Genomic DNA, 25,411 nt, shown 5'->3' with positions numbered 1-25,411 from the left:
GCCCGCGTCAGCGTCGCTGGTCCGTGCCCGCCACCTTCGCGGTCGACAGGGCCACCCGGTTCCAGGTGTTGATCGTGAGGATCAGGGACAGGACGTGGGCCAGTTCCTCCTCGTCGAACTGGTCGGCCGCCTGCGCGTAGACCTCGTCCGGGACACCGCCGTCGGCCACCAGGGTCACCGACTCCGTGAGGGCGAGGGCCGCCTGCTCGCGCTCGGTGAAGAAGTGCCGGGCCTCGCGCCAGACGGCGACCATGTGCAGCCGGTCCTCGCTCTCGCCGGCCTTGCGGGCGTCGTTCGTGTGCATGTGGAGGCAGTAGGCGCAGCGGTTGAGGTGCGAGGCACGGATCTGGATCAGCTCGACCAGCGCCGGGTCGAGGCCCTCGCGGGCGGCGGCGTCGAAGCCGATGAGAGCGCGGAAGACCTTCGGGGCGGAGCGGGCGAGGTCGAGGCGGGTCGCCGGGACGGTGACCTGGGCGTTCGTGTCCGTGTTCGCGTTCGTGTTCGCGTTCGTGTTCGCGTTCGTGTTCGTCGTCATGCGACAAATCTACGAGCCGGAAAGACCCCCTGTAGGGTGCATTTTCATGGCGAAAGCATGGGTCAATTCGGCGGAGCGGATCGGGGCCGATCTGCATCTGGAGCTGTCCGGAACCGGCGGCCGGCGGGCCGCCCTCATCGACGCGCTGCGCGAGGCTGTGCGCGGCGGGCGGCTCGCCCCCGGCACCCGGCTGCCGCCGTACCGCTCGCTCGCCGCGGACCTCGGGGTCGCCCGGAACACGGTCGCGGACGCTTACGCGGAACTCGTCGCGGAGGGCTGGCTGACCGCGCGCCAGGGCTCGGGCACCCGGGTCGCCGACAGAACCCGACCCCTACGGGCACAGCCGACGCGACACGCCGGGAACGGCCCGGTTACGGCACCTCCACGCGCGCGTGCGCCCCGGCACGACCTGCGGCAGGGCACGCCCGACGCGTCGGCGTTCCCGCGCACGGCCTGGCTCGCGTCGTACCGGCGGGCGCTCCAGCAGGCGCCGGACGAGGTGTTCGGGCCCGGTGACCCGGCCGGCCGGGTCGAGCTGCGGGAGGCGCTCACCGAATACCTGGCACGCGCGCGTGGCGTACGCACCGCACCCGACCGGATCGTGATCTGCTCCGGCTTCGCGCACGGACTGCGGCTGCTGTTCGGCCAGGGCGGCGGCGGGGTGCTGCGCGGACCGCTGGCCGTGGAGGCGTACGGACTCGGCTTCCACCGGGAGCTGCTGCGCGCGGCCGGCGTGCGGACCGTACCGCTGCCGGTCGACGAACACGGCGCGCGCGTCGAGGAGTTGGCGAAGGAGCGGGCCGTACTGCTCACGCCCGCGCACCAGTTCCCCACCGGCGGCCCGCTGCACGCCGAGCGCAGGGCCGCCGTGATCGACTGGGCACGCGCGCGTGGCGGGGTGGTCCTGGAGGACGACTACGACGGCGAGTTCCGCTACGACCGCAAGCCAGTCGGCGCCGTCCAGGGCCTCGACCCCGAGCAGGTGATCCTCCTCGGCTCGGTCAGCAAGAGCCTGTCCCCCGCGTTGCGCCTGGGCTGGATGGCCCTGCCGGAGCGGTACGTCGAGGGCGTACTCGCGGCCAAGGGCGAACGTGAGGCCTGGGCGAGCGTCCTCGACCAACTGAGCCTGGCCGACTTCATCACCTCGGGGTCCTACGACCGTCATGTGCGGCGGATGCGGCAGCGGTACCGGAGCCGCCGTGACCGCCTCGTCGCGGCGCTCGCCGCGCGGGCCCCGCACATCGAGGTCACCGGAGTCGCCGCCGGCCTGCACGCGGTGCTGCGGCTGCCGCCCGGCACGGAGCGCTCCGCGCTGAAGGCCGCCGCGTGGCAGGGCGTCGCGCTGGACGGACTGGCCGCGTTCCGGCATCCGGAGGCGGCGACCACGGGGCCGGCGGCGGGAGTTCAGGACGGTCTCGTCGTGGGGTACGCGACGCCCTCGGAAGCCGCGTTCGGTGCCGCGCTGGCGGCGCTGTGCGAGGTGCTCCCGCCCGGCGGGCCGACGGGTCCCTCCGCTGCCCCGGCTCACGAAATCCACCGGCGGTGGGCCGCGGGGTGATGTTCGGCGCCGACCCGGTGGAGGGACGCGCCGACCGGATGCTGGTGGCCCGGCTCGCCGAACCGCGCGGAGCTGGGCCGACCGTCGTACGACTGCCCATTCGTGACGGGCGGACGCCGACGAGGGCGGCCCGGCGGAATATCGCCGTCGGACCGCCCTCGATCGAGCAGATCTATTACGCGCTGAGCCTCGGCCCCGGCCGGCCGGAGCAGCCGCCGTTGCCGGTGTGGCTCTGAGATGCGGCATCCCGGGATGCCGGTGCGATCAAGTCAGTACCAAAATGAGCAGGTTCATTAAGGAAAAAGCATTCAGCACAGCTGGGTCACAAGCCGGGTCATGAGAGCAGGAAATCCGCCTCGCCCGCTTTCGCCCCCTCGATGAAGGCCGTCATCTCGTCGGTGGTGTAGATCAGTGCCGGCCCGTCCGGGTCGGTGGACTGGCGGACGGCGATCCGGCCGTCGGCGAGCTTCATCGCCTCCAGGCAGTTGCCGCCGTTGCCGCCGCTCCACGGCTTGTGCCAGCCTTCGCTTCCCAAGTCCCGCGCGGGCATACCGTTGTAGACGCTCATACGCGGCTTGATGCGATCCATTCACAGCTCCTTGCGGAGATCCTTGAGGATCTCCTTCGTGCGATGTGCCGTAGCGGCCTGCGCCGCCATGCGGTCCATGACCTCAAGGTGGGTCGCCACCTCTTCGCGCGCGTCCAGATAGACGGCGCCGGTCAGGTACTCGCTGTAGACCATGTCCGGCAGTTCCGGCATGGCAAATCGGAACAGCACGAAGGGCCCGTACGTGCCCGGGTGCGGCCCCGAGGAGAACGGGGCGACCTGCAGGGTCACGTTGGGCAGCTTCGTGGCGTCGAGCAGTTTGTCGATCTGGGCACGCATCACCTCCGGGCCGCCGACCGGGCGGCGCAGGACGGTCTCGTCCATGACGGCCCAGAAGCGGGGCGCGCCGGAACGTGTCAGCAGGTCCTGGCGCTGCATGCGCAGCGCGACATGGCGCTCGATCTCGTCGGGCTCGGTCTGGCCGATGGCACCCGACAGCAGCACACCGCGCGCGTACTCCTCGGTCTGCAGCAGCCCGGGCACGAAGTGCGGTTCGTACGACCGGATGAGCGCGGCGGCACCCTCCAGGCTGACGTACATCGAGAACCAGCCGGGCAGGATGTCGTGGAAACGCTGCCACCAGCCGGGTCTGTTGGCCTCCTCGGCCAGCTGCACGAAGGCGGCGGCCTCCTCGGCGGAGACGCCGTAGGACTTCAGGAGGAGCTGGAGGTACGGGATCTTGAGGGAGACCTCGGCCATCTCCATACGGCGGACCGTGGCGGGCGCGACACGCAGGACCTTGGCGGCCTCCTCGCGCTTGAGCCCCGCACGTTCCCGCAGGTCCAGCAGGCGCCGGCCGAGGACGACCTGGCCGACCGTCGGTGCGGACCGCGGCTCGCTCACGCTCCACCTCCCCCAATGAGTCCTGTACGGCGAATGAGCCCTGGCGGCCCGGCGAAGGAGCCCCTGACAGCCCGGCGGTCGATTCCTGACAGCCCTGCGGCGCCATTCGAAGACTCATTCGAAGATCGGGACAGACCTCCGGAGATTCCAACTGGCGCCGCGCGACGTTCTGTTGCGAGCAGTGTGCCACGACCGTCCAGAGCGTCATACGGCACTCTGCATTTTTCATAGTGACACTTGCCAAGTGTTCACGGCGGGGCGATAGTGGCAAGCGTGATTCCGTCCGCGCCCTTAGGAACAGACGCCGCCGCAGGCCGCCTCGGTCTCGGTGCCGCCACGGAAGCCGTCCCAGGTGGGATCGCTGCCGAGCGCCGGTTCCGGTTCGAGCTGGCCGCCCATCCGGGTTCCCCTGCCCAGGCGAGACGCCTGACGCGGGCCCGGCTGTCCGGCTGGTCCGTGTGCGAGGACACCTGCGACACGGCGGTTCTGGTCGTCTCCGAGCTGGTCACCAACGCCATCGTGCACACCGCGAGCAGCCACATAGTCTGCGAGCTGCACGACGGCGACGACCTGGTGCGGATAGCCGTCCGTGACGAGGGCTGTGCTCCTGGCGAGCCGCATCCGTCCCCGCAGCGGCCCGATGAGGAGCACGGGAGGGGATTGCTTCTCATCGACGCGCTGTGCCGGGCCTGGGGTGCACAGGAACACGGCCCCGGTCTGCTCGTCTGGGCCGACCTGCCCCGGCAGGCGGACCCGACCCACGGCCACCACCCGGCCCCCGGCCACGACAGTTCCGTACCGCGCAACGACCTGGGCTGGGGCGCACGACCCAAACCGGTGCCGTCGGGCGGTTCGGGCGACGAGGACGAGGCGACGGCACACTTCGGGGCCTTCGAGAATCTGGGCGTATTTCCGGGACGGGGGCATGGGGATGCCTCCCGCGGGCATGGGGGTGCCGGCGAGTTCGGAGGCCTGGATCTCGGCGGCTTCGGGGGCCGGGAACACGGAAACGGGATCGGTTCCGGCAACGGGACCGGCACCGTTCACCGGAGCCGGGAGGCCGCCGGACACTTCGGGGAGCCGGGCCAGGAGGACACAGGAACCTCCAGAGGCCGGGGCCACCTGGACGCCGGCGACCTCCCGGACTCCGCGGACACGGCGGGTACCGGGGATTCCGGCGGATTCGGAGACTTCGGGTCGGGGGTCGAATGGGTCTGAGCGGCGCTTCCGGTCCCGGCCAGGTACTCAGTCTCGACACACTGGTCCGTCTGGGGCGCGCGCTGCACGGACCGGGCACGCCCCGGCGACTGCCCGTCCCCGAGGGCATGACGGCTCCGCTCGGCTGTGACGCGGTGGCGGTGCCCGCCCGTTTCGGACCGCTGGTCCTGCCCCGTCTACCGCGCGTCGGCTGTGTCTACGCCGACGAGACGCACTGGTGGTGGATCGTGCCGTCCGACTCCGACTACGCGCTGGACTGGCCGGCGCCGGCGCGGTACACCACCGGCGCGCTGGTGCCGGACGCGCCACGCGCACCCGGCCTCATTCACCGGCCTGACGGCAAGCTGCCGTATACGCCACCGATTCCGCTGTATCTGGCTGTGTGCCGGGTGACGGGTGCTACGCCTTCTTGGTCTCGGCCCATCAGCGCGTAGCGCTCCGCGGGGTGGGCGGTATTTGGCTGCGGGCCGGTGGGGGCTGGTCGCGCAGTTCCCCGCGCCCCTTTCGGGCGCATCCCTCGCCGCCGGTCGAAACGTACGGCGCGCCCCTCCCGGCGTACGCCCGCGCGCCCGCAACCCCTTTCCCACGCGCTCTCCCCCACACCGCCCCACCCCGCGATAGTGGCCGTTCGTCCGCTATCGGGGGAGGTCGACGGTGGGAAGCAAGGGTGACTCGGGACAGGTGGGGCCGTCCGCGTCGGAGCAGCTGCTCTTCGGTGGGCCCTTGCGCTACGACATGGGGTGGAACCAGCACACCGACGCGTTCCTGGAGCTGAGTTTCCGGGCCATGGTGACGCGGTTGCCGGCGATGCTGGGGTCGAGTTTCCGGCTGGCCTGGCAGGCCGATCGTCGGGCCGCGCGGATCGTGCTGGCCGCCGAGGCGGGCCGGGGCGCCACCCAGGCGGTGAGTCTGCTCGCGGTCAACAGCGTGCTGGGGCGGCTGATCACCGGCGGCGCGATCGCGGACCGGCTGCACGGCGCCGTACCGGCCCTGGTCACGATGGCCGCCGTACTGCTGGTGGGCGCGCTGCTGCGGGCCGCGTCGACGTATGCGACCGGCCGGCTGGAGCCGAAGGTGGAGCGGGTCGCCACCGAGCTGTATCTGCAGCGGGCGGCGGCCGTGGAGCTGGCCGCGATCGAGGACCACGCGTTCCACAAGCTGCTGGACACCGCGCAGTACGGTGCCTCCTCGGCCCGCCGCATGATCTCGCTGGCGACGCGGGTGATGAACGCGGTGATCTCGCTGATCGCGGCGGCGGGTGTGCTGACCGTGCTGCATCCGGCGCTGCTCCCGCTGCTGGTGACGATGACGCTGCCGAGCGCGTGGGGCGCCCTGACGAACGCGCGCCGCCGCTACGAGTCGTTCCACATCTGGGTGCAGCACGCCCGCGCCGGCCATCTCATCAGCGGTCTCCTCACCGAACCGGAGGCGGCCCCGGAGATCCGCGTCCACGGGGTCGGCCCGTTCCTGCTGCGCCACTTCCACGCGATGTCGGAGAGCGCGGAGGCGGAGCAGGCCCGGCTGGCCCGGCTCGCGGCCCGCACCGGTCTGATCGCGGCGACCTGGACGGGCCTCGCGACGGCGGCGACGTACGCGACGCTGGGCGGGCTGCTCCTGTCCGGTGCGATGGCGCTGTCGGTGGCGGGTACGGCGGTGATCGCGATCCGCACCGGTTCCGGGAGCCTCGACACGCTCGTGCTGGCGGTGAACCAGCTGCACGAGGAAGCCCTCTTCGTGGGCGATCTGCAGAAGCTGTACACGGAGGCGGCCGAGCGGGCGATCCCGGTCGGCGGGGCGGCTCTGCCCGAGGAGCCTCGGGAGATCCGCTTCGAGAACGTCACGTTCAGTTATCCGGGCGAGTCCACCCACCCCGCGCTCGACGATGTCACGCTCAGGCTGCCGCTCGGCCGGATCATCGCGCTGGTCGGCGAGAACGGCTCCGGCAAGACGACCCTGGTCAAGCTGCTGGCCGGACTGTACCGGCCGGACCGGGGCCGGATCCTGTGGGACGGCGTCGACGCGGCGACGGCGGACCGGCACCAACTGGCCGACCGCATCGCGATGGTGGCGCAGAACTTCAAGCGCTGGCCGTTCACGGCCCGGGTCAACGTGGCCATCGGGCGGTCCGCCGCGCCACTCACCGAGGAGCGGGTGGCGGGCGCGCTCGCCGAGGCAGGCGCCGAGGACGTGGTCGCGGATCTGCCGCGCGGCCTGGACACGCTGCTGGCCCGCAACTTCAGCGGCGGGCACGAGCTGTCGGGCGGCCAGTGGCAGCGGCTCGGTATCGCCCGGGCCGCCTACCGCAAGGGCCGCATCCTGATCGTGGACGAGCCGACCGCGGCCCTCGACGCCCGTGCCGAGCTGGAGGTCTTCGAGAAGATCCGCGCGCTGGCCGGCACCGGCCAGACGGTGGTCCTGATCACCCACCGGCTGGCGTCCGTACGCCACGCGGATCTGGTGCACGTCCTGGACCAGGGGCGGCTGGTGGAGTCCGGGACGCCCGACGAACTCCTGCTCAGCGGCGGTGTCTACGCGGAGCTGTACGCGCTCCAGGCGGACCAGTTCACGGCGAAGGTGCCCGCCCCGAAGGCGGGCTGACGGGTCAGGCGGCCACGTCCACGATGTCGGCGCTGCGCACGATCACCAGGAACATGTCGGTCGCGATGTCCATGACGACCTCGGCGGGCAGCCCTTCCAGACGGCGTGCCTGCGCGAACTCCTCCGCCGGCCACGAACCACGCGGCCCGCCGGCGGGAAAGCGCTGAAGCACCATTCGCCCGTTCACCCTGTACCTCCCTGTCGTGCTGAACTCGGAGAGCTTCGTGAAGCCTCGTAGAGTTAAACGCCGACAGTACGGTGAACGGCTCGCGAAGTGACGGTACTGAGACATAGTCGACACCTGGCCACACATCTTCCGCACAGGTTCCCGTATCGGTCCGCGTCTCAGTCCTCGTACTCGTCGTGATAGCGGATGCGCTCGCTGCCCGCGGGCGCCCCGAGCGCCGACGCGCGCCCCTTCGGCTCCTCCCACTCCTCCTGCCGCCCCAGCGCGGTCAGGTCCAGGAAGGAGGTGGTCGAACCGAGCCCGTCGAGCCCGCGCTCGTAGGTCGAGTAGGTGTGGAACACCCGGTCGCGGTCCCGCAGGAAGCAGCTGACCCCGGGCCGCTCGACCGGCTCCCCGTCCCCGACGAGCGTCACGTCGAAGTCCCAGTTGAACTCCCCGCCGAAGGACGAGTACCAGGGCACCGTCCACCCCATCCGCGCCTTGAACGGCAGGATCTTGGTGTACGGCGCCCTCGACACGGCGGCGAACGTGGTGCCGCGCGCCTGCAGATGGGCGAGATGCCCGATCTGGTCGAGGAACGCCGAGCAGCTGCGGCAGCCCGCCTCCCAGTCGGGCGCGAACATGAAGTGGTAGACGACGAGTTGGCCGCGCCCCTCGAAGAGGTCGAGCAGGGTGGCCTTCCCGTCGCCGCCCTCGAAGAGGTACTCCTTGTCGATCTCCACCATGGGCAGCCCGCGCCGCTCGGCGTTGAGCGCGTCCCGCGCGCGCGTGGCCGCCTTCTCCCTGACCAGCAGTTCCTCGCGCGCCGCGCGCCACTGCGCACGCGAGACGATCTCCGGAAGCGACATGGGCCCTCCTGTGACAACGGTCCGTTGAGGGGTGGACCGGAGCGGGAACCGGAACTCATCGCTGCCCCGAAAGAAACTTCAGCCAGAACCGGCCGAAGTCCTCCCGTACGACACCGGGAGCGTGAGCAGCCCCCGCGCGCGCAGCGAGGGCCGCCACCGCACCTCGCCCTTCCCCGACTCCAGCCGGGGGAAGCGTTCCAGCAGGGCGGCGAGCGCGATCTCGGTCTCGGCGCGGGCGAGCGGTGCGCCCAGGCAGTAGTGGATGCCGTGGCCGAGCGCGAGATGCCCGGTGGTGTCGCGGGCGAGGTCGAGCCGGTCCGGGTCGGGGAAGCGGTCCGGATCGCGGTTGGCGGCGGACGCGGACACCCAGACCGTCTCACCGGCGGGGACGGTGACCCCGCCCATGGTGATCTCCTCGACGGGGAAGCGCCGGATGGCGAGCAGCGCGGGCCCCTCGAAGCGCAGGAACTCCTCGACGGCGGCGGGGAGTTGACCGGGGCCCTTGCGCAACGCGGCCAGCTGCTCGGGGTGTTGCAGCAGCGCGAGCACGGCATTGCCGATGAGCTGGACGGTGTTCTCGTACCCGGCGAAGAGGATGAGGAAGGCCAGCGACATCAGCTCGTCCTCGCTGAGCCGGTCGCCCTCGTCGCGTACGGCGATCAGGTCGGAGAGCAGGTCGTCGCCGGGCTCCTCCCTTTTCTCGGCGAGGAGTTGGGTGAAGAAGCCGAGCATCGCGACGACCGCGTGCTTGCCGGCCTCGGGCGGTGTCCCGGGGGCGGGCGCGACAAGGGTGTCGGTCCACACCCGGAAGTCCCGCCGGTGCCGGTCGGGCACGCCGAGCAGGTCGCAGATGACGGTGATGGGGAGCGGTGCCGCGTAGGAGGCGATGAGGTCGGTGTCGCCCTCCGTGCCGAGCGCGTCGAGGAGTTGATCGGCGGTGCGCCGAATCGGCGTACGGAGCTGCTCGGTTCGGCGCGGGGTGAAGGCCCGGCCGACCAGGCGGCGGATGCGGGTGTGGTCGGGCGGGTCCATGTTGAGGAGGTTCGCGTCGAGCGCGGGCGGCAGCGCGAACCCCTTGTAGGTCCCGGCCGTGGCATGCCTCTTGTCCAGCGAGAGCCGCGGGTCGGCCAGCGCCGCCCGGACGTCCTCGTACCGGGTGACGAGCCAGGCGGGGGTGCCGTCGGGGCCGGCGATGCGGTGCACGGGGGCGCTGTCGCGCAGGCGCCGGTACACGTCGTACGGGTGGTCGAGAAGGCCGTCCGCGAGATCCATGGAGGACAGCCTAGAGGCGACCGGGGCACGGCTCAGGTGTCGTATTCCTGAATGCGCCGCCCGTGACTCCGGTCGACGAGGGCGGGCAGTCGGTCCCCCAACTCCCTTACGACGGCGGGCACATCGAGGGTCAGCAGCTCGCGGTCGCGCATCAGGACGCGGCCGTCGACGATCGTGGTGCGGACGTCCGCGGAGCGGGCGCTGTGCACGAGGGTGGCGGCGAGGTCGTGGACGGGCTGGGTGTGCGGCCCGGTGAGATCGACGAGGACGATGTCGGCCCGCCGGCCCGGCGCGATGGACCCGATCGAGTCACCGAGTCCGACCGCCCGCGCACTCTGGAGGGTGGCGTGGTGCAGCGCCTGACGGGACGTCAGCCAACGCGGGTCTCCCTCGGTCGACTTCTGCACCAAGGACGTGAGGGCCATCGACTCCCACACGTCGAGGGAGTTGTTGGACGCGGCGCCGTCCGTGGCGAGTCCGACCGGGATGCCGATGGCGCGCAGGGCGCGGATCGGAGTGGTGTCGGGCCAGCCGAACTTGAGGTAGCCGCGGGGTGCGGTGGCTACCGCGACGCGACCGCTCGCGCGCTCCAGGACGGGCAGGTCGCGGTCGATGATGCCGGTGCCGTGGGCGATGAGCAGGTCGGTGGCCAACAGGCCGGTGCGGTCGAGGACTTCGATCGGGGTGAGGCCGTGGCGGGCGAGGCTGGTGTCGGTCTGGTCGCGGTTCTCGGCGGCGTGGAGGTGGACGGGGAGGCCGTGTTCCAGGGCGAGTTCGGCGGTGGCGGCGAGGTCGGCGTCGGTCACGGTGTACGGGGCGTGCGGGGCGAGGGCGGTGGTGATGCGACCGCCGGCCGCGTCCCGGTGCCGTAGCGCGAACTCCACCGATTTCTCCCGGCCTTGAGGTCCCTGGGAGGAGAAGTAGGCCTCGCCGAGGTGGGCGCGGATCCCGCACTCGGCGACCACGGCGGCGACCGTGTCCATCGAGAAGTAGTGGTCGGCGAAGCAGGTGACCCCGGCGCGGATCATCTCGGCGCAGGCGAGTCGCGCCCCCAACTCCACGTCTTTTTCGGTGAGGTTGGACTCGACGGGCCAGACGACGTCGTTGAACCACTCCTCGGTGGGCAGGTCCTCGGCGAGCCCGCGCAGCGCGACCATCGGCGCGTGGGTGTGGCAGTTGATGAGCCCCGGCAGGGCGACCTGGCCGCGCGCGTCGATGCGTTCGACGGCCGCGAGGCCGGCCGCGTCCGCCGCGCGCGTCACCGACTCGACGAGCCCGCCTCGTACGACGATCGCAGCATCCTGCTCGAAGCCGATGTGCTCCTCCTCGTCGTGCACGAGGACGGCGCAGCCGGTGATCAGCAGATCTGCGGGAGAGTCACTCACTCTCTCAACGTACGACGCCGTCCTCGCCCCGTGTGAGCCGAACCGCGCATCCCGGCGTGCCGCTGTCGCGAGCCGTCCCGGACCAGCACGCTTGCCTCATAAGACTTCTGGACCAAGGCTTCTGGAAGGAGCCCCGCATGCTCCTCGGCACCTGGAATCTGGAGAACCTGTACCGCCCCGGCGGCCCGTTCGGCCCCAAGGACAAGGCCGCCTACGAGGCGAAGCTCGCCTCCCTCGCCGCCGTGATCACGGAGCTGGACCCGACCCTGCTGGGCGTACAGGAGGTGGGCGAACCCGAGGCACTGCAGGATCTGGCCGGGATGCTCGCCGGTGAGTGGCACATCGCCCTGTCCGCGCATCCGGACGTCCGGGGCATCCGGGTCGGGTTCCTCAGCCGTACCGAACCGCGTGTCGTCGCCGACACGAACGCGTTCCCCGCTCACCTGCGCCCGGTGCAGTCCGACGACTCGGGCGCCGAGGAGCCGACCACGGGCCGTGGCCTGCTGGCGGTGGAGATCACGACGGCGACCGGGCCGCTGACGGCGGCGGTCGCCCATCTGAAGTCCAAGCTGCTGACCTACCCGGGGGACCGTTTCTTCCCCCACGACGAGGGCGAACGGGCCCGGTACGGCGCCTACGCCCTCTACCGGCGGGCCGCCGAGGCGGCGACCCTGCGGGCACTGGCCGACGACCTGCTGGCCGGTGACGGCCGTACCCGGGACGTGGCCGTGCTCGGCGACATGAACGACGAGGTGCAGGCGGCCACCACACAGATCCTGCTCGGTCCGCCCGGCTCGGAGATCGGCACACCCGGCTACGACCGCCCGGACCAGGGCGACGCGGCCCGGCTGTGGGACGTGGCCCCGCTCATCCCCGCCGACCAGCGCTACTCCCGGATCAACTCCGGGCGCCGCGAGCTGATCGACCACATTCTGGCCAGCCATCATCTGGTGCATCGGGTGACGGCGGCGGGGACGGGACTGCCCGGTGCGGAAGCGCCCCAACTGCCGTCCGTGGGCCCGGATCCGGCGGCGCGGCGCGAGGCACCGGGGTCGGACCACGCACCGGTGTGGGTACGGGTGGAGTGACCGGGTCGGCCCAAGGGCCTATACGGCGACCGGCAGTTCGATGGCACGCAGCCCCACGCGCCCCCGCCCCCGCTCGAACTCCTCCAACAACTCGGTGAGTTGCTGGATGTGCCGGGGCGTGAGCCGTCCCGTGTCGTCGAGGTGGACGGCGCAGGCGGTGGTGGTGTCGACGAGCCGTTCGAGGACCGCGGCGACCTCGTCCGTGCCCTCCGTGTGCCGGGCGAGAGCGGGGAGCTCGGCGGCGGAGACGGCGATGGCGCCACGGGCCTCGGCGAGCGTGCGGTAGGCCTCGCGGCGCAGGGTCCAGCGCTCGGCGCGGTCCCCGGACTCGCTCAGCACGTGGACGAGGTAGGCGTGCGCCGCATCGCCCGCCGCTGCGAGCCGGGCGCGCACTCCCCCACCCCGCTTCCCCGGCATCGGCAGATGTCCGACGATCAGCACGATCGCGCAGGCCAGCAGCGTCTCCCCGATCCGGCCGGCGGAGGCCTGCGGTTCGCCGCCGACCATCACGAGCGAGAGCACGAGGACGGTGACGACGGCGGTCTGCGCGGCGAAGTGCCGGGTGGCGACGGGAATGAGCGCCCCGCTGAGCGCCACGAGCGCGATCAGCCCCTCGGGCCGGGGCAGCACGGCGGCGAACCCGGCGAAGAGGAGCGCCCCCAGCACGGTCCCCGCCGCCCGGCTCAGCGCCCGCGAGGCGAGCGGCCCGAGGTCGGGCTTGACGAGGAAGACGGCGGTGGCGGGCAGCCAGTACCAGTGCTCGTGCTGCCCGTACCAGCGGGCCTGGTGCAGGGCCTGCGCGACAGCGACACTGGCCCCGAAGCAGAGGGCGACCCGGAACCCGTACTCACGCCCCCCTGCCCCAAATGCCTTACGGAACAGATCGGTTGCCGTCCGCCGCCGCGTGTGCAGGTCACTCCCCTCCGCCTGGTCGAAGGCGTCGGCGGCGTGCAGCAGGGCGTCGTCGAGGGCGCGCAGCGCGGGCGCGGAACGGTTGGGCGCGGGCAACGGCCCGGTGTGCGCGTTGTCGCGCACGGCGGCGGCGAGCCGACGCGGCCCTTCACCCACCCGGGCGGACACGGCCTCCCCACCCCACGCGAGCGCGGTCGCGGCCTCGGCGAGCGGCAGTGCGGCGGCGTACTGCCCGTGCAGCCGCCGCTCGGCCGCGGAACTGGCGTACCGCCGCAGCCGGGGCCCCGCAAGGGCGTCCTGCGCGTGATCGAGGGCTGCGGTGAGCGCGGCGCGCCGCGCCGTCGCCTCCGACCCACCGGTGGCGTCGAGCAGCGCGGCGATCGCGTCGTACACGGCGGCTACGGCGTCCCGCTCGCCGTCGAAGCGGTAGTCACCGGCGATGGCGCCGGGCGTGGGCAGCGCCAGCCGCAGCCCGACCAGCCAGGCGGCCCCGGCGAGAAACGCGAGGGCCCGCTGCCAGCCCGGTTCGGGCAGGGGCATCCCGGCGCCGATGGCGGAGGCGACGAGCAGTTGCGTACCGGCACCGGACGCGACCGGCCCGACGGCGCTGAAACTGCCGGCGACCAGCCCGATCCCGGTGAGGAGAAGCGTCAGCACGGCAGCCCCGACATGCTGCCCGGCGTACGTCCCGACCAACAGCCCGACACCACCGGCCAACGCGGGCCCGCCGAGCCGCTTGACGGAGGCGCGCCGGCTGCCGGGCCGGTCGTTGATCCCGGCGAGCATGGCCCCGAGCGCGGCCAGCACCCCGAGGGACGTACGCCCGACGAGCACGGCGGCGAGGAGCAGCGGCCCGGCGGACAGCGCCCCTCGCGTGACCGCGCTCCAGGGCACCGGCCCCCGCTGGGCCCGCAGCGTGTGGGCGAGCCAGGGCGGAAGCGAGAACGCGACGGTACGACGGGACACAGGGCTCCTGTCCTACGAGGGCGGGGTGTGCCTTCGGGCGACGGTGGCCGGGGCGGAGACTGAGGCTGTGTGTCCACGGTAGTTCGCGCACTTGTGCGGAACGGGCCGGTCGTATTTCGAGGGTGTGAAGGTTGGCCGCGGGGGCGCTTTCTTTATGAACGCAACGCCCGGAACACAGCTTCCGCGTCGGAAACCGCGTGCGTGAGCGCATCCGGTTCCGGGCGCAGCCCCGCCACGATGTCGTCGACGCGCCGCAGCCCGGCCCGCTCCAGCAGCCGCTTCTCGTTCGTCACCCACTCCCCACGCCCCGCGAGCACACCGTGCCCGGCCTGTACGGCGGCCACGGCGAGCGCGCCGGCGACCTCGGTGAGGTTGCCCTTCGGCGCGTGGTTGGCCCGCGCGTGGGCGAGGGTGGCGCGGGCGGTGCCGTGCCAGCGTTCGGCGGCGGAGCGCCGCAGCTTCTCGGGATAGGTGTCGGGGCAAGGCAGTTCGCCTCGCAGCACACGGTTGACCGCGAGTTCGGCGACCACCAAGTAGCTGGGAATTCCGGCGAGATGGAACATCAACGGTTCCACCCGGAAGCGCCCCGCCTCCGCCTCCGCCAACTCCCGCTCCACCACGGTCAGATCGCGATAGTGCACATCGACCCGCCGCCCGTCGACGGTCAGCCACGCACCCCCGTTGAAGACCCCACCGCCCCACCCGCCGACCTCGGAGACCTCGCCGTCCCAGCCGATCGCACGGAGATCGGCCGGCTCGAAGGGGCCGCGGTAGTAGACCGCCAAGTCCCAGTCGCTGTCGGGTCGGTGGGTGCCCTGGGCACGGGAACCGCCGAGGGCGACGGCCCGGACGGTGGGGAGGGCGGCGAGACGGTCGGCGGTGGTGTCGAGGAACTCCGCGTCGTCGTCGGGCGTGGACACGGCTGCGGCTCCAACTGGTCGGCCGGGGACGGGAAGAGAGGGGCAGGGCATCACCGGAACCGAACCGTACGCAGGCGGCGCGCGCGGCGCCACGCGATATCGCCGGGCCCCTCAGCCCGTCGCCGCCACCCCGAAGTCCGCCCCCGAGATTCTCCCGAGCGCCTCCGTGATCCGCAGCAACGGCTCGCGCAGTGCGGTCAGTTCGGTGCGCATCGTCTCGGCCTGCGGCCAGGCGGCCTCGTGGTCGAGGGGGGCGGTGCCGGCGGGGCAGCGGGCCTCGTAGGCGGCGAGGCGGGGGTGCCAGGTGCTGGTGAAGGGGCGGATGGTGTCGTTGACGAGGACGTAGGCGAGGCTCTGGACGGTCGGTGCGCCGGAGCCGCGTTCCAGACCGACGCTGTACGTGTGCAACGTCCCGCGCGTGAAGTCGATCAGAGCCTTCAGGGACGCCAGCGCCTCCCGCAGACTGCCGGTGCCCGGCGCCAGTTCCTGCACCCCGATCCGGGTGACCAGCTCTACCTGCAGGTCGAAAGCGGCCATCCGCTCCGACTCACTGGGTGCCGCCATGGGTGCCTCCCTCCGGCCTCCGGGGAAGGCCAGCGTAGCCGGGCCGCGGTGACCGCACAGGCTGCGCAGCGCGGCGTGCCGCAGTGACTCGGTGCGGGCGGGGGCCGGGTCGTGGTGGTGCCAGGCGTGCAGGGTGACGGGGTGGAGCCGCCAGCCGCCGTCGGCCGCGGGTGCCAGCAGGCTGCGTACGCGCAGTTCGGCGACGCCGTTCGCGGCCCGCCGGGCGGCGACGGCCCTGGGCACCACGTCGGCGGCGGCGAGCACCCGCTCCGCGTCCTCCGCGGTCAACGGCAGTGGATGCAGTACGGCGGCGCAGCGCAGCACATCGGCGGCGTCCGCCGTGTCCACGTCCCGCACGAGAGCACCGGTCACGTCCCCCTCCGCGAGGGTGTCGAGGAGGGAGCCCCCGCGCGCGTGCAGCCTGCCGTACAACTCGCGCGGCTGATGACCGGCCCGGATCGCGCGGGCCAGCAGGCCGAGGGCGAGGGGATGTCCGTCCAGCGCCTCGGCCAGGGTCTCGTCCCCGCCGACGAGCACGCGCGCGTGCGGGGCGTCGAGCGGCCCCAGGTCCACGGGGGTGCCGATTCCGTCGTAGGCACGGCTGCGCAGGGTGAAGACGGTGTGGCCGAGCGGGTGGGGCGCGGCCATCGCGGCGATGTCGCGGGCGGTGAGCCGGTCGGCGGGGACGGAGTCGACGATCCACAGGAACGGTTCGGCGGTATCGAAGGAGGTGGCGCCGGAATCGGAAAGCGCGCGCACGGAGTCGTCGTACGCCTGCCCGCTCACCCAGAAGACACCGCCGGGGTAGGCCGCCTCGAAGCGGAGGGCGTACTCCTGGGCGAGGGCGGACTTGCCGATGCCGGCCATACCGCGGATCTGCACGGCACGCGGGGCGGCGCGGCCGGTGACCAGGGGCGCGGAGTGGGCGTGCAGGGCGGAGTGCACCTGCCAGAGTTCGGAGAGGCGGCCCAGGAAGTCGGGGCGCGGTTCCGGCGAGCCCAACAGCCATCGCCGTTGGGCGCGTTCCTGGATCGCCATCGGACCGTCGAGGCGGGCGACATGCTCGCGTACGTCGGCCACCAGGGCGGTGAGGTCGTCCGCCGGGGCGTGCCGGGCGTCGCGGAGTTCGACGGGGTGGATGTGGTCGGTGGTCGCCTCGGGATTGACCACCATGACGCGACCGCGCGGATCGCCCTCCCGCAGGCCCGCCAGATAGGCCGTCGTCAACTCCCACTGGCAGGCCTCGCGTTCGGGGTAGCCGACGGAGTAGTAGGCGAGCAGCGCCTTGGAGCGGGCCAGTTCACGCCGGATGGTGTCGCTGATGCCGGCGAAGGACGCGACCCCGGTCTCGTCGGTGAACACGTCGAGCCCGCCGTCGCGCAGGATCCGCGCGAGCGGTCGCACCCGCTCCACGTCGCTGCGGCTGTAGCTGAGAAAGACGTCCCACACGGCGACTTACCCTACTGTGGGTACCGGGGAGGGCGATCATGAGACACAGGCAGCGCAGACGGCGGGGTCCGGGCGGTCCGTCGCAGATCACGGCCAGGCTGACGATCCCGTTCGTCGGCGAGATCTCGGGAACCTGGGAACCGGCCGACGTGGAACGCAGCGCGGCCTGGGAGTTGTACCTGGAACTGGTCACCCGGGTCTCGGTCGAGGAACTCGCCGCCGACGAGGGGTTCCTGCGTGAGGCCCTGTCCTCCCTGTACACCTTCTTCGGCACGACCCGGGACATACTCCGCCGCTACGGCCCCGACATCGCCCCGCCGCTGGCCCCCGGCCACATCAGCTTCGCCGTCCTGGCGGTCACCGTCCTCAACCGCGTCCTGCGTCCCCTGCTCGCGTCCTGGCATCCCCGCCTCGCGGCCTACGAGTCGCAGCGGCCCGAGGGCCGGGACCCGGTGGCGTGGGAGCGGGAGTGGGAGCACGAGGACGCGCTGCGCCGGGCGATCGCCGAGGTGCGGAGTTCGCTGCTGTCACTGGCCCGGACCTTGCAGGAGGTGGCGGGAGTCAGCGACCTCATCGACCTGCCCGCACCACGAGGCCCCGAGAACACGCCGACAGGGGCGGTTCGGGACACCCCCCCCCGGACCCTCAGAGGGGTCCTGACACCTCCGATTCCCCTTCGGATCCCGATCCTGATCCCGTCGGCTGAGGTCGCTCTCGCGGCCTGAGAGCGGGCCCTCGGGCCGATTGTCAGTGGTGCGCGCTTCAATGGAGTGGTCACTGAGAGTCACCACGGGGGAGCGGTCGATGACAGCGCACGAGACCAATGAGGGCGGGCAGGGGCAAGCCGAGGGTGGCGGCGACTCGCGGGCCGCACGTACGCATCTCTCGGCGGCCGGGTTGCGCGCGCGGGGATGGACGGTCGGCATGGTGCGTCAACTGCTCGGCGAACCCGACCTGTTGCGGGCCAACCCGCATGTCAGGTCGTCCCCGCCGACCCGCCTGTACTGCGTCGAGCGGGTCGAGGCCGCCGAGCGGAACGACACGTTCCGGACCGTCGCGGCGGCTGCCGCGCGGCGGTCCGCCGCGGCCCGGGTCATCGCTCAGCGCAGGCGGCGGGAGGTACTGGCGCGCATCACGGCCGAGTCGATCGACGTACCGCGCCTGGCCCCGGACAAACTGGCGGCGCTGGCGGTCGAGCACCACAACCGCGGGGACAAGGAGCGGAGCCACGAGCGCTCGGGACCGAAGCCGCAGCCGTCGCCTCCCGCGACGGTCGAGAGCGCCGACCCTCTCGCGCTCGACCGGTGGAAGGTCGACTATCTGCGCCATCGCCTGACTCGCTACGACGAACTCCTGAACGGGCTGTACGGCAGCACCGGCCGCGCCACCGCGGAGGAACTGCTCCGACGCCGGCTCTACGCGGCCATCGCCGAGGCGTACCCACTCCTCGCACAGGAGTGCGCACGCCGACTGGCCGCAGTCCGCCGGTAATTCGGATGCGGGTGCCGCCGTCCACGTGATCCGCTGACGTCCCGCAGGGCGAAGTCCGCCGCCAACCCCCGTCTCTGGGAGCCCCCGTGCTCGAACGCGTCACCGCCCACACCCTCTTCCCGCCACCCACGTACTCGCACGCCACCGTCGTCGAAGCCGGTACGAGGCTTGCCTTTCTCGCCGGAGCGGTGCCTCTCGACACCGGTGGCAAGGTGGTCGGCGAGGGGGACGCGGTACGGCAGGCCGAGCAGGTACTCGTGAATCTGGGTGAGCAACTGCGGGCGGTCGGCAGCGACTTGGGTCATGTCGTGGCGACGGACGTGTACGTCGTGAGCAGTGAGCCCTCGGTGCTGTCCGCCGTGTGGGAGGTGGTCGAGGCGTCCGGGCTGAGTGTGGGGCCGCACTCGTCCACGCTGGTCGGCGTGGCCTGCCTCGGGTACACCGGGCAACTCGTGGAGATCACGGCCACAGCCGTCGTACCGCCCGCACCGTCCGCACCGTCCGCACCGGAAGAGGTGGCGCAGCCGTGAATCCCGTCTCCGAGACCGTCGTCACCCTCCGTCGGGCGACCGCCCCGGACGCGCGCCCCGCCGCCGACGTGTGGCTGCGGTCCTTCGCCGCCGCGCTGCCGACCGTCGTCAGCCCGCGGTCCGCCGACGACGTGCGCGACTACTTCCGGGACGTCGTCGTCCCGCTGCGCGAGGTCTGGGTGGCCGACGCGGGTGACAGTGGCGGAATCGTGGGGCTGATGGTGCTCAACGGCGATCTGCTGTCGCAGCTCTACCTCGACCCGGACTGGCGCGGACGCGGTCTCGGGGACCGGTTCGTCGGGCTCGCGAAGGAGCGGAGTCCGCAGGGGCTGCACCTGTGGACCTTCCAGGTCAACAAGCCCGCCCACCGGTTCTACGAGCGCCACGGCTTCGTCGCCGTCGAGTTCACGGACGGCAGCACCAACGAGGAGCGGGAGCCTGACGTGCGGTATGTGTGGGAGCCCAAGTCGTAGGTCAGGGGCCTGCGTTGCGGGCCAGTTCCAGAGCGTACGTCGGCCACCACCGGCCCGCCGCCGGGCCGCCCCGGCAGGTGCCGTCGGACTCGCCGGGGCGTTTGATCCACAAGTAGGCGTCGAGAAGGGGGTTGTCCGTGCGGGTCGTCGGCGGGGTGCCCAGTGCGCGGCCGGGCGGATTGCACCACGCGTCGGTACCGGTGTAGGGGCCGTTGCCGTTGCGGCTGGTGTCGATGACGTAGTGCGTGCCGGCGAGGTCCTTGGAGAGTTGGTCGCCGTACGCTGAACTCGCCTTGTTCGTCTGGAAGTTGGAGACGTTCAGGGCGACCCCGTCGGCACGGGCGACGCCGGACGCCTTCAGCGCGTCGACCAGTCGCCAGGCCTCGGGGATCCAGCCGGAGTTGCCGGCGTCGAGGTAGACGTGGGTGTGCGGCCGGCGTTCGAGGCGCTCTACGGCGTAGGCGAGCAGGGCGTAGCGGTCCTTCGCCACGACCCGGGTGCAGCCGGCGACCACCTGAGCGACGGCGTCCGGTTCGACGATGACGTAGGCGCCCCGGTCGCCGAGGGCGGTCGCGAACTCGTCGATCCAGGTGCGGTAGACAGTCCCGGTGGGGGCGCCGCCCAGCGAGTACTGGCCGCAGTCGCGGTTCGGGATGTAGTACGCCACGAGTACGGCGGTCTGTCCGGCGCGGGCGGCGGCGGTGGTGCGGGCGCGGACGACTGGGCCGGGGTCGGGTCCGTTGAGCCACTCGGCCTCGGGTCTGGCGGCGATGCGGTCCATCAGCGTGGCGTCGGCCGTTCGGCCGTCCTCGCGCCAGGTGGCCGCCTGTCGCGCGGCTCGCGAGTCGGGGGTGGTCCAGAAGGGTTCCGGTACGTCGCGCGTCGCCCCGGCGCAGAGTCCGGCGAGGAGCGTGACGAGGAGGGCTCGTGGTACCGGCTGCCTGGTCAAAGGTGACTCCGTTCCTGCCGGTGGGGACTTGTCCTTCCGGGAGTCTGTGGGGCGCAGGCGCCGGCCTCGGCGCGTGACCTGGCAGCTCGGGGCAAGATCACCCCTACGGATGCGCTACCGAGAGTGCCTCGGCGGGTTGTTCGGCGGCTGCTGCGCCGTCGTGGCTGGTCGCGCAGTTCCCCGCGCCCCTGAAGGGGCGCTGCCCCACGCCCTCCTTTTGGGAACCGGGCTCGCATAGCTCCCCGCCCTGCTCGTCTTCAGGCCCAACCCCACCAGCGACTCCGCGAGCTTCACCGCCGCGCCGACTCCGTCGACCACCGGCAGCCCCAGCTTCTCCCCCACCGCCCGCTGCAGTCCCGTCATCCCCGCGCAGCCCAGCACCAGCACCTCGGCCCCGGCCGCGCACACCCGTTCCGCCGCCGCGAGGAACGCCGCCTCCGTGCGGTCCTCGTCGCCGAGGTCGAGGACGCTCAGCCCCGTCCCCACCACCGCCGCACAGTTCCGGCCCACCCCGGCCAACTCCAGGCTGTCCTCGATCTGGCCGCACGAGCGTTCCAGCGTGGTGACGACGCCGTACCGGCGGCCCAGCAGACAGGCCAGATGAGCAGCCGCCTCGGTGATGTCGACGACCGGTACGTCCACCAACTCCCGGACGCCTTCCCGTCCGTGCTCCCCGAAACCGGCCATGACGACGGCGTCGTAGCGCGGGCCGTCGTATGTCCGCAGCAGGTCCATGACGGCCGCGGCCGAGAGGTAACTGTCGAGCCAGCCCTCCGCGGACTCGGGGCCCCACGCGGGGGTCAGTCCGGTCACGGTGGTGCCCGGGCCTGCGGCGGCCCGGGCACCTCGTACGATCTCCTCGGTCATCTCCTGCGTGGTGTTGCAGTTGGTGACGACGATGCGCACTCCGCTCAGACCTCCACCGGCTTGAGGACGGGCTCGGCGGCGGCTCGGTCGGTGCGGCAGATCAGCAGGTACAGGCCGGCGCCCAGTGCCGTACCGATGAACCAGGAGTACGGGGCGACGTCGCTGAACGTCTTCACCAGTGCGAGTACGGCCGCGACGCCCGCCGAGGGCAGGAACGCCCACAGGGCCTTGGGGTTGACGCCCTTGCGGTAGTAGTAGCGGGAGCCGGGGGTCGCGTCGAAGAGCTCCTGTACGTCGACCCGGCCGCGCTTGACCCAGTAGTAGTCGACCATGATCACACCGAACAGCGGGCCCAGGAAGGCGCCGAGGCCGCCGAGGAAGTAGTTGACGACGGTCGGGTTGGAGAAGAGGTTCCACGGAGTGACAACCAGTGCCGCGACCGTGCTGATCATGCCGCCGATCCTGAAGGTGATCTTCTGCGGCCAGACGTTGGCCAGGTCGTACGCCGGGGAGACGAAGTTGGCGACGATGTTGACGCCCATCGTGGCGACGGCGAACGTGAACGCGCCCAGGACCATCACCCAGGTGTTGCCGACCTTGGCGACCAACTCGGCCGGATCCGTGATGGCTTGGCCCCAGACCTCCAGCGAGCCGGCCGTGACGATCACCGAAACGACCACGAACGCGGTGGAGTTGATGGGCAGGCCCCAGAAGTTGCCGCGGCGGACGGTCTTGTAGTCGGGCGCGAAGCGGGAGAAGTCGCAGAAGTTGAGCATCAGGGTGCCGTAGGTGGCGAGGATCAGGCCGATCGCGCCGAACCACTGGCGCCACTGCTCGCCGAACGAGACCGGGTGCGGGGTGGAGGTCAGCGAGATCGACCAACCGGCCTTCGCCAGCACCCAGATGGCCAGCGCGATCATCACCAGCCAGATCGCCGGGCCGCAGAAGTCCTGGAACTTCCGCACCGACTCCATGCCTTGACTGATGATCACCGCCTGGATCAGCCACAGCGACACGAAGGAGACCCAGCCGAGGGCGTCAAGTCCCAGGAAGGAGTGGTGAGTCCAGGATTCCAGGCCGGGCCAGGCGGCCAGCAGCATCACGTTGACGGCGACGGAGGCCAGATAGGTCTGGATGCCGTACCACATGATGGCGATCACGGCCCGGATGAGGGCCGGGATGTTGGCGCCCCAGACCCCGAAGCTGATGCGGCTGACGACCGGGAACGGGACGCCGTGCGCCTGCCCGATCTTCCCCATCCAGTTCATGCCGACGTAGATGAGCACGAAGCCGACGAGCAGGGAGGTGAAGACCTGCCAGACGTTCATGCCGAGGACCAACAAGCCTGCGGCGAACGTGTAGTTGCCGAGGTTGTGGACGTCCGACATCCACATGGCGAAGAGGTCGAAGACCTTCCAGTTGCGCTTGTCGGCGGGGGCGAGGTCTTCGTTGGTGAGCCGGGGGTCGGGGACGAACGCTGGTGCGCCGGTGACTTCGGCGCGGTCGGCGAGGGACACGGGGCCTCCAGGGCAAGGGGACGGAGGTGCGAGGAGGGGTGGGGGGGGTGGAGTGGGAGAAGGGAGAGCAGGACGGCTACCGATGTCGTTTGGTATACCAAACTGCCGTCATGGTCCTCCCGTCAACGGTTCCGACCGATGTCACCACTGTTAACGCTCCGTAAAAGACCCCCGGAGTCGGCGAAGATGGCCCCATGAGCTCCATGACAGCGAAGATCGAACCCCTCGGGGCGGTGCGCGAACGCGTCCTGGCGACCCTGCGGCAGGACATCATCGCCGGTCGCCTCCGCCCCGGAGACCGGCTGGTGGAACGCGAGCTGGCCGAACGCTTCGGGGTCTCGCGGGTGCCGGTCCGGGAAGCGATCCGGGCCCTGGTCGCGGAGGGCTTCGTCCTGTTCGAGTCGGCCCGCCGTACGGTCGTACGACGGCTGACCCCGACCGACGTCAAGGAACTGTTCGAGCTGCGCGAGGCGCTGGAGGTGTACGCGGCCGGGCTCGCCGCGACCCGCGCCACCCCTCAGGCACTCGCCGAACTACGGGAGTTGCTGGACAGCGCGGCGGAGGCCACCCGGTCCGACGACGCCGAGGCGATCACCGACGTCAACACCCGCTTCCACGACCGCATTCTGGCCCTGGCCGGCAACAGCCTGCTGATCTCGGTCATGGAACCGGTCGACGGCCGACTGCGCTGGCTCACCCGGCAGAACGAGGAGTGGCCCCAACTCCTCACCGAGCACGAGGAGTTGTACGAGGCAATCGCCTCCGGCGACCCGGACCGCGCCCGCGCCCACGCCCTCAGCCACGTCCAGGCGAACTACCGCTCCACAGTGCGCCACCTCTTCGGTGACCAACTGGGCTAGCCGACCAACTGGGCTAACGGCGGGCGTATTTGTCCGTCGCCGCCACCAGCGCCTCCGCGACACCCGGCGCGCTCGCGTTGTGCCCGGCCTCGTCCACGATCACCAACTCGCTGCCGGGCCAGGCATGGTGCAGGCGCCAGGCGCAACCGACAAGGTTGCCGAGGTCGAGGCTGCCTTGGACGAGGGTGCCGGGGATGTCCTTGAGGAGGTGCGCGTCCCGGAGCACGATGCCCTCGTCGTTGCCCTCGCCGAGAAAGTGGTCGTTGCCGAAGTAGTGCGTGACGGTGCGGGCGAAGCACATACGGAACTTCGGGTCCTCGTACCGCTTTTCGGAGCGCGGTGGGGCGGGGATGATCGCCGTCTCCCAGTCGGTCCACGCACGTGCGGCACGCTCCCGCACCGCCCGGTCGGGGGACTCGATGAGCCGGTTGTAGGCGGCGGCGAGGTTCCCGTCGCGTTCCCCCACGGGCAGTTCACCGATGAACCGCTCGAACGCCTCGGGGAAGATCTTCCCCAGTCCCCTGGTCAGCAAGGCCACTTCCGGATTGGAACCGGTGGCCACACAGGTCAGCACCAGCTCCGACACCGACCGGGGATGTGTCTGCGCGTACCGCAGTCCGAGCACCGAGCCCCACGACGCGCCCCACACCAGCCACCGTTCGATCCCCAAGTGCCGCCGCAGCAGCTCCAGATCGGCGATCAGCTGAGCCGTCGTGTTCACGCTCATGTCGGTGTCGTAGACGCTGGCGTGCGGGGTGGAACGTCCGCACCCGCGCTGGTCGAGCAGCACGATCCGGTAGACGGCGGGATCGAAGTAGCGTCGGGGGTAGGGGGAACAGCCCGATCCCGGGCCGCCGTGCAGCACGACCGCCGGCTTGCCGTGCGGGTTTCCGCAGGTCTCCCAGTGGACGAGGTTGCCGTCTCCGACGTCGAGCATGCCGTGGTCGTACGGTTCGATCTCCGGATACAGGCCCATCCGGGGACCCTAACGTCCGCCGCGAATCCCCTGCCACAGGTTATGGCGCGGTCGGCAGTCCCGCCGCCCCGGCCGCCGTGCGCAGCACGTCCCGCAGCATCGCGGGGGTGAGCTTCCCGGTGAAGGTGTTGCGCTGGCTGACGTGGAAGCAGCCGAAGAGGTCGAGGCCGTCGAGCGGCACCCGCACCCCGTGCCCGAACACCGGACGCGGCCTCGGTACAGCCCACCCCGCCGCCGCGAACGCCGGCAACGCGGCCTGCCAGCCGAAGCCGCCGAGCACGATCGCGGCCTTCAACGTCGGCCGCAACACCGCCAGTTCGTCGACGAGCCAGGAACGGCAGGTGTCGCGCTCCTCGGGGGTGGGCTTGTTGGCGGGCGGTGCGCAGCGCACCGGCGAGGTGATGCGCACGCCGTACAGCTCCAGGCCGTCGTCGGCACTCACGGCGGTCGGCTGCGAGGCGAGCCCCACGTCGTACAGGGCCTCGTACAGGACGTCCCCGGAGCGATCACCTGTGAACATGCGGCCGGTCCGGTTCGCACCGTGCGCGGCCGGGGCGAGGCCGATGATCAGCAGGGGTGCGTCGGCGGGACCGAAGCCGGGTACCGGGCGGCCCCAGTAGGTCCAGTCGGCGAAGGCCGCGCGTTTGGTGCGGGCGACCTCCTCACGCCAGGCGACCAGCCGGGGGCAGGCCCGGCAGCCGGTGATCCTGCGATCGAGGTCGGACAGGTTCATCCCCTCACCGTACGGGCTCCGGTGCGGACCGCGACGGGCACCTCGGCATCGGCCGTGCCTGCTGC

25 protein-coding genes and 1 pseudogene are annotated in these 25,411 nt (G+C 71.6%); 11 read left to right on the top strand and 15 right to left on the bottom strand.

Annotated elements, in window-relative coordinates:
* Nucleotides 1-7: 7 nt before the first annotated feature.
* A complete protein-coding gene (locus OC490_RS23875) occupies nucleotides 8-535 on the bottom strand; it encodes a carboxymuconolactone decarboxylase family protein (RefSeq protein WP_262060021.1) in 528 nt (175 codons plus the stop codon).
* A 46-nt stretch (nucleotides 536-581) separates the two neighbouring features.
* Between OC490_RS23875 and OC490_RS23870 the strand changes: the two genes are divergently transcribed.
* Together OC490_RS23870 and OC490_RS23865 are read left to right on the top strand one after the other, a co-directional pair.
* The gene (locus tag OC490_RS23870; RefSeq protein WP_262060020.1) at nucleotides 582-2,093 is read left to right on the top strand and encodes a PLP-dependent aminotransferase family protein; all 1,512 of its coding nucleotides are present in this window, start codon (nucleotides 582-584) and stop codon (nucleotides 2,091-2,093) included.
* Nucleotides 2,078-2,329 carry a hypothetical protein gene (locus OC490_RS23865; RefSeq protein ID WP_262060019.1) on the top strand — a complete coding sequence of 84 codons (252 nt, stop codon included), beginning with the start codon at nucleotides 2,078-2,080 and terminating at the stop codon, nucleotides 2,327-2,329. The genes OC490_RS23870 and OC490_RS23865 overlap by 16 nt, the downstream gene beginning before the upstream one ends.
* A 98-nt stretch (nucleotides 2,330-2,427) precedes the next feature.
* Here the strand turns inward: OC490_RS23865 and OC490_RS23860 are convergent, their stop codons facing one another.
* Both OC490_RS23860 and OC490_RS23855 read right to left on the bottom strand, forming a co-directional pair.
* Nucleotides 2,428-2,682 carry a DUF397 domain-containing protein gene (locus OC490_RS23860; protein ID WP_019060458.1) on the bottom strand — a complete coding sequence of 85 codons (255 nt, stop codon included), beginning with the start codon at nucleotides 2,680-2,682 and terminating at the stop codon, nucleotides 2,428-2,430.
* Nucleotides 2,683-3,543 carry a helix-turn-helix domain-containing protein gene (locus OC490_RS23855; RefSeq protein WP_262060018.1) on the bottom strand — a complete coding sequence of 287 codons (861 nt, stop codon included), beginning with the start codon at nucleotides 3,541-3,543 and terminating at the stop codon, nucleotides 2,683-2,685.
* A gap of 264 nt (nucleotides 3,544-3,807) precedes the next feature.
* Here OC490_RS23855 and OC490_RS49355 point away from each other — a divergent pair.
* The 3 genes and pseudogenes from OC490_RS49355 to OC490_RS23840 all read left to right on the top strand — a co-directional run.
* Nucleotides 3,808-4,416, top strand: a pseudogene (locus tag OC490_RS49355) (ATP-binding protein); the annotation flags it as partial.
* A 335-nt stretch (nucleotides 4,417-4,751) separates the two neighbouring features.
* Nucleotides 4,752-5,195 carry a hypothetical protein gene (locus OC490_RS23845; RefSeq protein ID WP_262060016.1) on the top strand — a complete coding sequence of 148 codons (444 nt, stop codon included), beginning with the start codon at nucleotides 4,752-4,754 and terminating at the stop codon, nucleotides 5,193-5,195.
* A gap of 220 nt (nucleotides 5,196-5,415) precedes the next feature.
* Nucleotides 5,416-7,359 carry an ABC transporter ATP-binding protein gene (locus OC490_RS23840; protein ID WP_262060015.1) on the top strand — a complete coding sequence of 648 codons (1,944 nt, stop codon included), beginning with the start codon at nucleotides 5,416-5,418 and terminating at the stop codon, nucleotides 7,357-7,359.
* Between the two features lie 4 nt (nucleotides 7,360-7,363).
* On the opposite strand, the gene OC490_RS23835 is transcribed toward OC490_RS23840, so the two are convergent.
* The 4 genes from OC490_RS23835 to OC490_RS23820 form a co-directional block, all read right to left on the bottom strand.
* Entirely contained in the window at nucleotides 7,364-7,546 is a 183-nt protein-coding gene (locus tag OC490_RS23835) for a hypothetical protein (protein ID WP_262060014.1), read from the bottom strand.
* 158 nt (nucleotides 7,547-7,704) lie between these two features.
* Nucleotides 7,705-8,394, bottom strand: a complete 690-nt coding sequence (locus OC490_RS23830) for a DUF899 domain-containing protein (protein WP_262060013.1) — start codon at nucleotides 8,392-8,394, stop codon at nucleotides 7,705-7,707.
* Nucleotides 8,395-8,472: 78 nt separating this feature from the next.
* On the bottom strand, nucleotides 8,473-9,666 hold the full coding sequence (locus tag OC490_RS23825; protein ID WP_262060012.1) for a cytochrome P450 family protein: 1,194 nt from the start codon (nucleotides 9,664-9,666) through the stop codon (nucleotides 8,473-8,475).
* Between the two features lie 32 nt (nucleotides 9,667-9,698).
* Nucleotides 9,699-11,051 (bottom strand): amidohydrolase, encoded by a 1,353-nt coding sequence (locus OC490_RS23820; protein ID WP_262060011.1) that lies wholly within the window; start codon nucleotides 11,049-11,051, stop codon nucleotides 9,699-9,701.
* Nucleotides 11,052-11,188: 137 nt separating this feature from the next.
* Between OC490_RS23820 and OC490_RS23815 the strand changes: the two genes are divergently transcribed.
* Nucleotides 11,189-12,139: an endonuclease/exonuclease/phosphatase family protein gene (locus OC490_RS23815; protein WP_262060010.1), complete on the top strand. Its 951-nt coding sequence runs from the start codon at nucleotides 11,189-11,191 to the stop codon at nucleotides 12,137-12,139.
* 18 nt (nucleotides 12,140-12,157) lie between these two features.
* Here the strand turns inward: OC490_RS23815 and OC490_RS23810 are convergent, their stop codons facing one another.
* From OC490_RS23810 to OC490_RS23800, 3 genes are all read right to left on the bottom strand, one after another.
* Nucleotides 12,158-14,017, bottom strand: a complete 1,860-nt coding sequence (locus OC490_RS23810; RefSeq protein WP_262060009.1) for an FUSC family protein — start codon at nucleotides 14,015-14,017, stop codon at nucleotides 12,158-12,160.
* A 152-nt stretch (nucleotides 14,018-14,169) separates the two neighbouring features.
* A complete protein-coding gene (locus tag OC490_RS23805) occupies nucleotides 14,170-14,937 on the bottom strand; it encodes a nucleotidyltransferase domain-containing protein (protein ID WP_262060008.1) in 768 nt (255 codons plus the stop codon).
* Nucleotides 14,938-15,048: 111 nt separating this feature from the next.
* Nucleotides 15,049-16,950: a toll/interleukin-1 receptor domain-containing protein gene (locus OC490_RS23800; RefSeq protein WP_262060007.1), complete on the bottom strand. Its 1,902-nt coding sequence runs from the start codon at nucleotides 16,948-16,950 to the stop codon at nucleotides 15,049-15,051.
* A gap of 38 nt (nucleotides 16,951-16,988) precedes the next feature.
* On the opposite strand from OC490_RS23800, the gene OC490_RS23795 reads away from it, so the two are divergent.
* The 4 genes from OC490_RS23795 to OC490_RS23780 all read left to right on the top strand — a co-directional run bounded on the left by OC490_RS23795 (nucleotide 16,989) and on the right by OC490_RS23780 (nucleotide 19,444).
* A complete protein-coding gene (locus OC490_RS23795; RefSeq protein WP_262060006.1) occupies nucleotides 16,989-17,675 on the top strand; it encodes a hypothetical protein in 687 nt (228 codons plus the stop codon).
* Between the two features lie 79 nt (nucleotides 17,676-17,754).
* Nucleotides 17,755-18,441 carry a hypothetical protein gene (locus OC490_RS23790; protein WP_262060005.1) on the top strand — a complete coding sequence of 229 codons (687 nt, stop codon included), beginning with the start codon at nucleotides 17,755-17,757 and terminating at the stop codon, nucleotides 18,439-18,441.
* Nucleotides 18,442-18,527: 86 nt separating this feature from the next.
* Nucleotides 18,528-18,971 (top strand): RidA family protein, encoded by a 444-nt coding sequence (locus OC490_RS23785; protein WP_262060004.1) that lies wholly within the window; start codon nucleotides 18,528-18,530, stop codon nucleotides 18,969-18,971.
* On the top strand, nucleotides 18,968-19,444 hold the full coding sequence (locus OC490_RS23780; RefSeq protein ID WP_262060003.1) for a GNAT family N-acetyltransferase: 477 nt from the start codon (nucleotides 18,968-18,970) through the stop codon (nucleotides 19,442-19,444). Before OC490_RS23785 ends, OC490_RS23780 begins: the two co-directional genes overlap by 4 nt.
* A 1-nt stretch (nucleotide 19,445) precedes the next feature.
* Here the strand turns inward: OC490_RS23780 and OC490_RS23775 are convergent, their stop codons facing one another.
* The 3 genes from OC490_RS23775 to OC490_RS23765 all read right to left on the bottom strand — a co-directional run bounded on the left by OC490_RS23775 (nucleotide 19,446) and on the right by OC490_RS23765 (nucleotide 22,777).
* Nucleotides 19,446-20,393: a glycoside hydrolase family 6 protein gene (locus OC490_RS23775; protein ID WP_262060002.1), complete on the bottom strand. Its 948-nt coding sequence runs from the start codon at nucleotides 20,391-20,393 to the stop codon at nucleotides 19,446-19,448.
* A gap of 114 nt (nucleotides 20,394-20,507) precedes the next feature.
* On the bottom strand, nucleotides 20,508-21,299 hold the full coding sequence (locus tag OC490_RS23770) for an aspartate/glutamate racemase family protein (RefSeq protein ID WP_262060001.1): 792 nt from the start codon (nucleotides 21,297-21,299) through the stop codon (nucleotides 20,508-20,510).
* 5 nt (nucleotides 21,300-21,304) lie between these two features.
* Nucleotides 21,305-22,777 (bottom strand): NCS1 family nucleobase:cation symporter-1, encoded by a 1,473-nt coding sequence (locus tag OC490_RS23765; protein WP_262060000.1) that lies wholly within the window; start codon nucleotides 22,775-22,777, stop codon nucleotides 21,305-21,307.
* Between the two features lie 194 nt (nucleotides 22,778-22,971).
* Here OC490_RS23765 and OC490_RS23760 point away from each other — a divergent pair, with 194 nt between their 5' ends.
* Nucleotides 22,972-23,637 carry a GntR family transcriptional regulator gene (locus OC490_RS23760; protein ID WP_262059999.1) on the top strand — a complete coding sequence of 222 codons (666 nt, stop codon included), beginning with the start codon at nucleotides 22,972-22,974 and terminating at the stop codon, nucleotides 23,635-23,637.
* A 13-nt stretch (nucleotides 23,638-23,650) separates the two neighbouring features.
* Here OC490_RS23760 and pip read toward each other — a convergent pair whose 3' ends face one another.
* A complete protein-coding gene (gene pip, locus OC490_RS23755) occupies nucleotides 23,651-24,613 on the bottom strand; it encodes a prolyl aminopeptidase (protein ID WP_262059998.1) in 963 nt (320 codons plus the stop codon).
* 40 nt (nucleotides 24,614-24,653) lie between these two features.
* Nucleotides 24,654-25,346 (bottom strand): uracil-DNA glycosylase, encoded by a 693-nt coding sequence (locus OC490_RS23750; protein WP_262059997.1) that lies wholly within the window; start codon nucleotides 25,344-25,346, stop codon nucleotides 24,654-24,656.
* Nucleotides 25,347-25,411: the final 65 nt, after the last annotated feature.

The organism is Streptomyces sp. STR69 (genome assembly GCF_024519455.1).
Taxonomy (GTDB): domain Bacteria; phylum Actinomycetota; class Actinomycetes; order Streptomycetales; family Streptomycetaceae; genus Streptomyces.
Note: the sequence above shows the minus strand (reverse complement) of the source record. Positions and strands in the feature narration are given on the sequence as shown.

Excerpts from the sequence above, each read along its gene's own strand:
- OC490_RS23795 (WP_262060006.1), top strand. The coding sequence starts at position 16,989 with ATGAGACACAGGCAGCGCAGACGGCGGGGTCCGGGCGGTCCGTCGCAG.
- OC490_RS23870 (WP_262060020.1), top strand. The coding sequence starts at position 582 with ATGGCGAAAGCATGGGTCAATTCGGCGGAGCGGATCGGGGCCGATCTG.
- OC490_RS23815 (WP_262060010.1), top strand. The coding sequence starts at position 11,189 with ATGCTCCTCGGCACCTGGAATCTGGAGAACCTGTACCGCCCCGGCGGC.
- pip (WP_262059998.1), bottom strand. The coding sequence starts at position 24,613 with ATGGGCCTGTATCCGGAGATCGAACCGTACGACCACGGCATGCTCGAC.
- OC490_RS23750 (WP_262059997.1), bottom strand. The coding sequence starts at position 25,346 with ATGAACCTGTCCGACCTCGATCGCAGGATCACCGGCTGCCGGGCCTGC.
- OC490_RS23875 (WP_262060021.1), bottom strand. The coding sequence starts at position 535 with ATGACGACGAACACGAACGCGAACACGAACGCGAACACGAACGCGAAC.
- OC490_RS23790 (WP_262060005.1), top strand. The coding sequence starts at position 17,755 with ATGACAGCGCACGAGACCAATGAGGGCGGGCAGGGGCAAGCCGAGGGT.
- OC490_RS23825 (WP_262060012.1), bottom strand. The coding sequence starts at position 9,666 with ATGGATCTCGCGGACGGCCTTCTCGACCACCCGTACGACGTGTACCGG.
- OC490_RS23860 (WP_019060458.1), bottom strand. The coding sequence starts at position 2,682 with ATGGATCGCATCAAGCCGCGTATGAGCGTCTACAACGGTATGCCCGCG.
- OC490_RS23845 (WP_262060016.1), top strand. The coding sequence starts at position 4,752 with ATGGGTCTGAGCGGCGCTTCCGGTCCCGGCCAGGTACTCAGTCTCGAC.
- OC490_RS23830 (WP_262060013.1), bottom strand. The coding sequence starts at position 8,394 with ATGTCGCTTCCGGAGATCGTCTCGCGTGCGCAGTGGCGCGCGGCGCGC.
- OC490_RS23760 (WP_262059999.1), top strand. The coding sequence starts at position 22,972 with ATGAGCTCCATGACAGCGAAGATCGAACCCCTCGGGGCGGTGCGCGAA.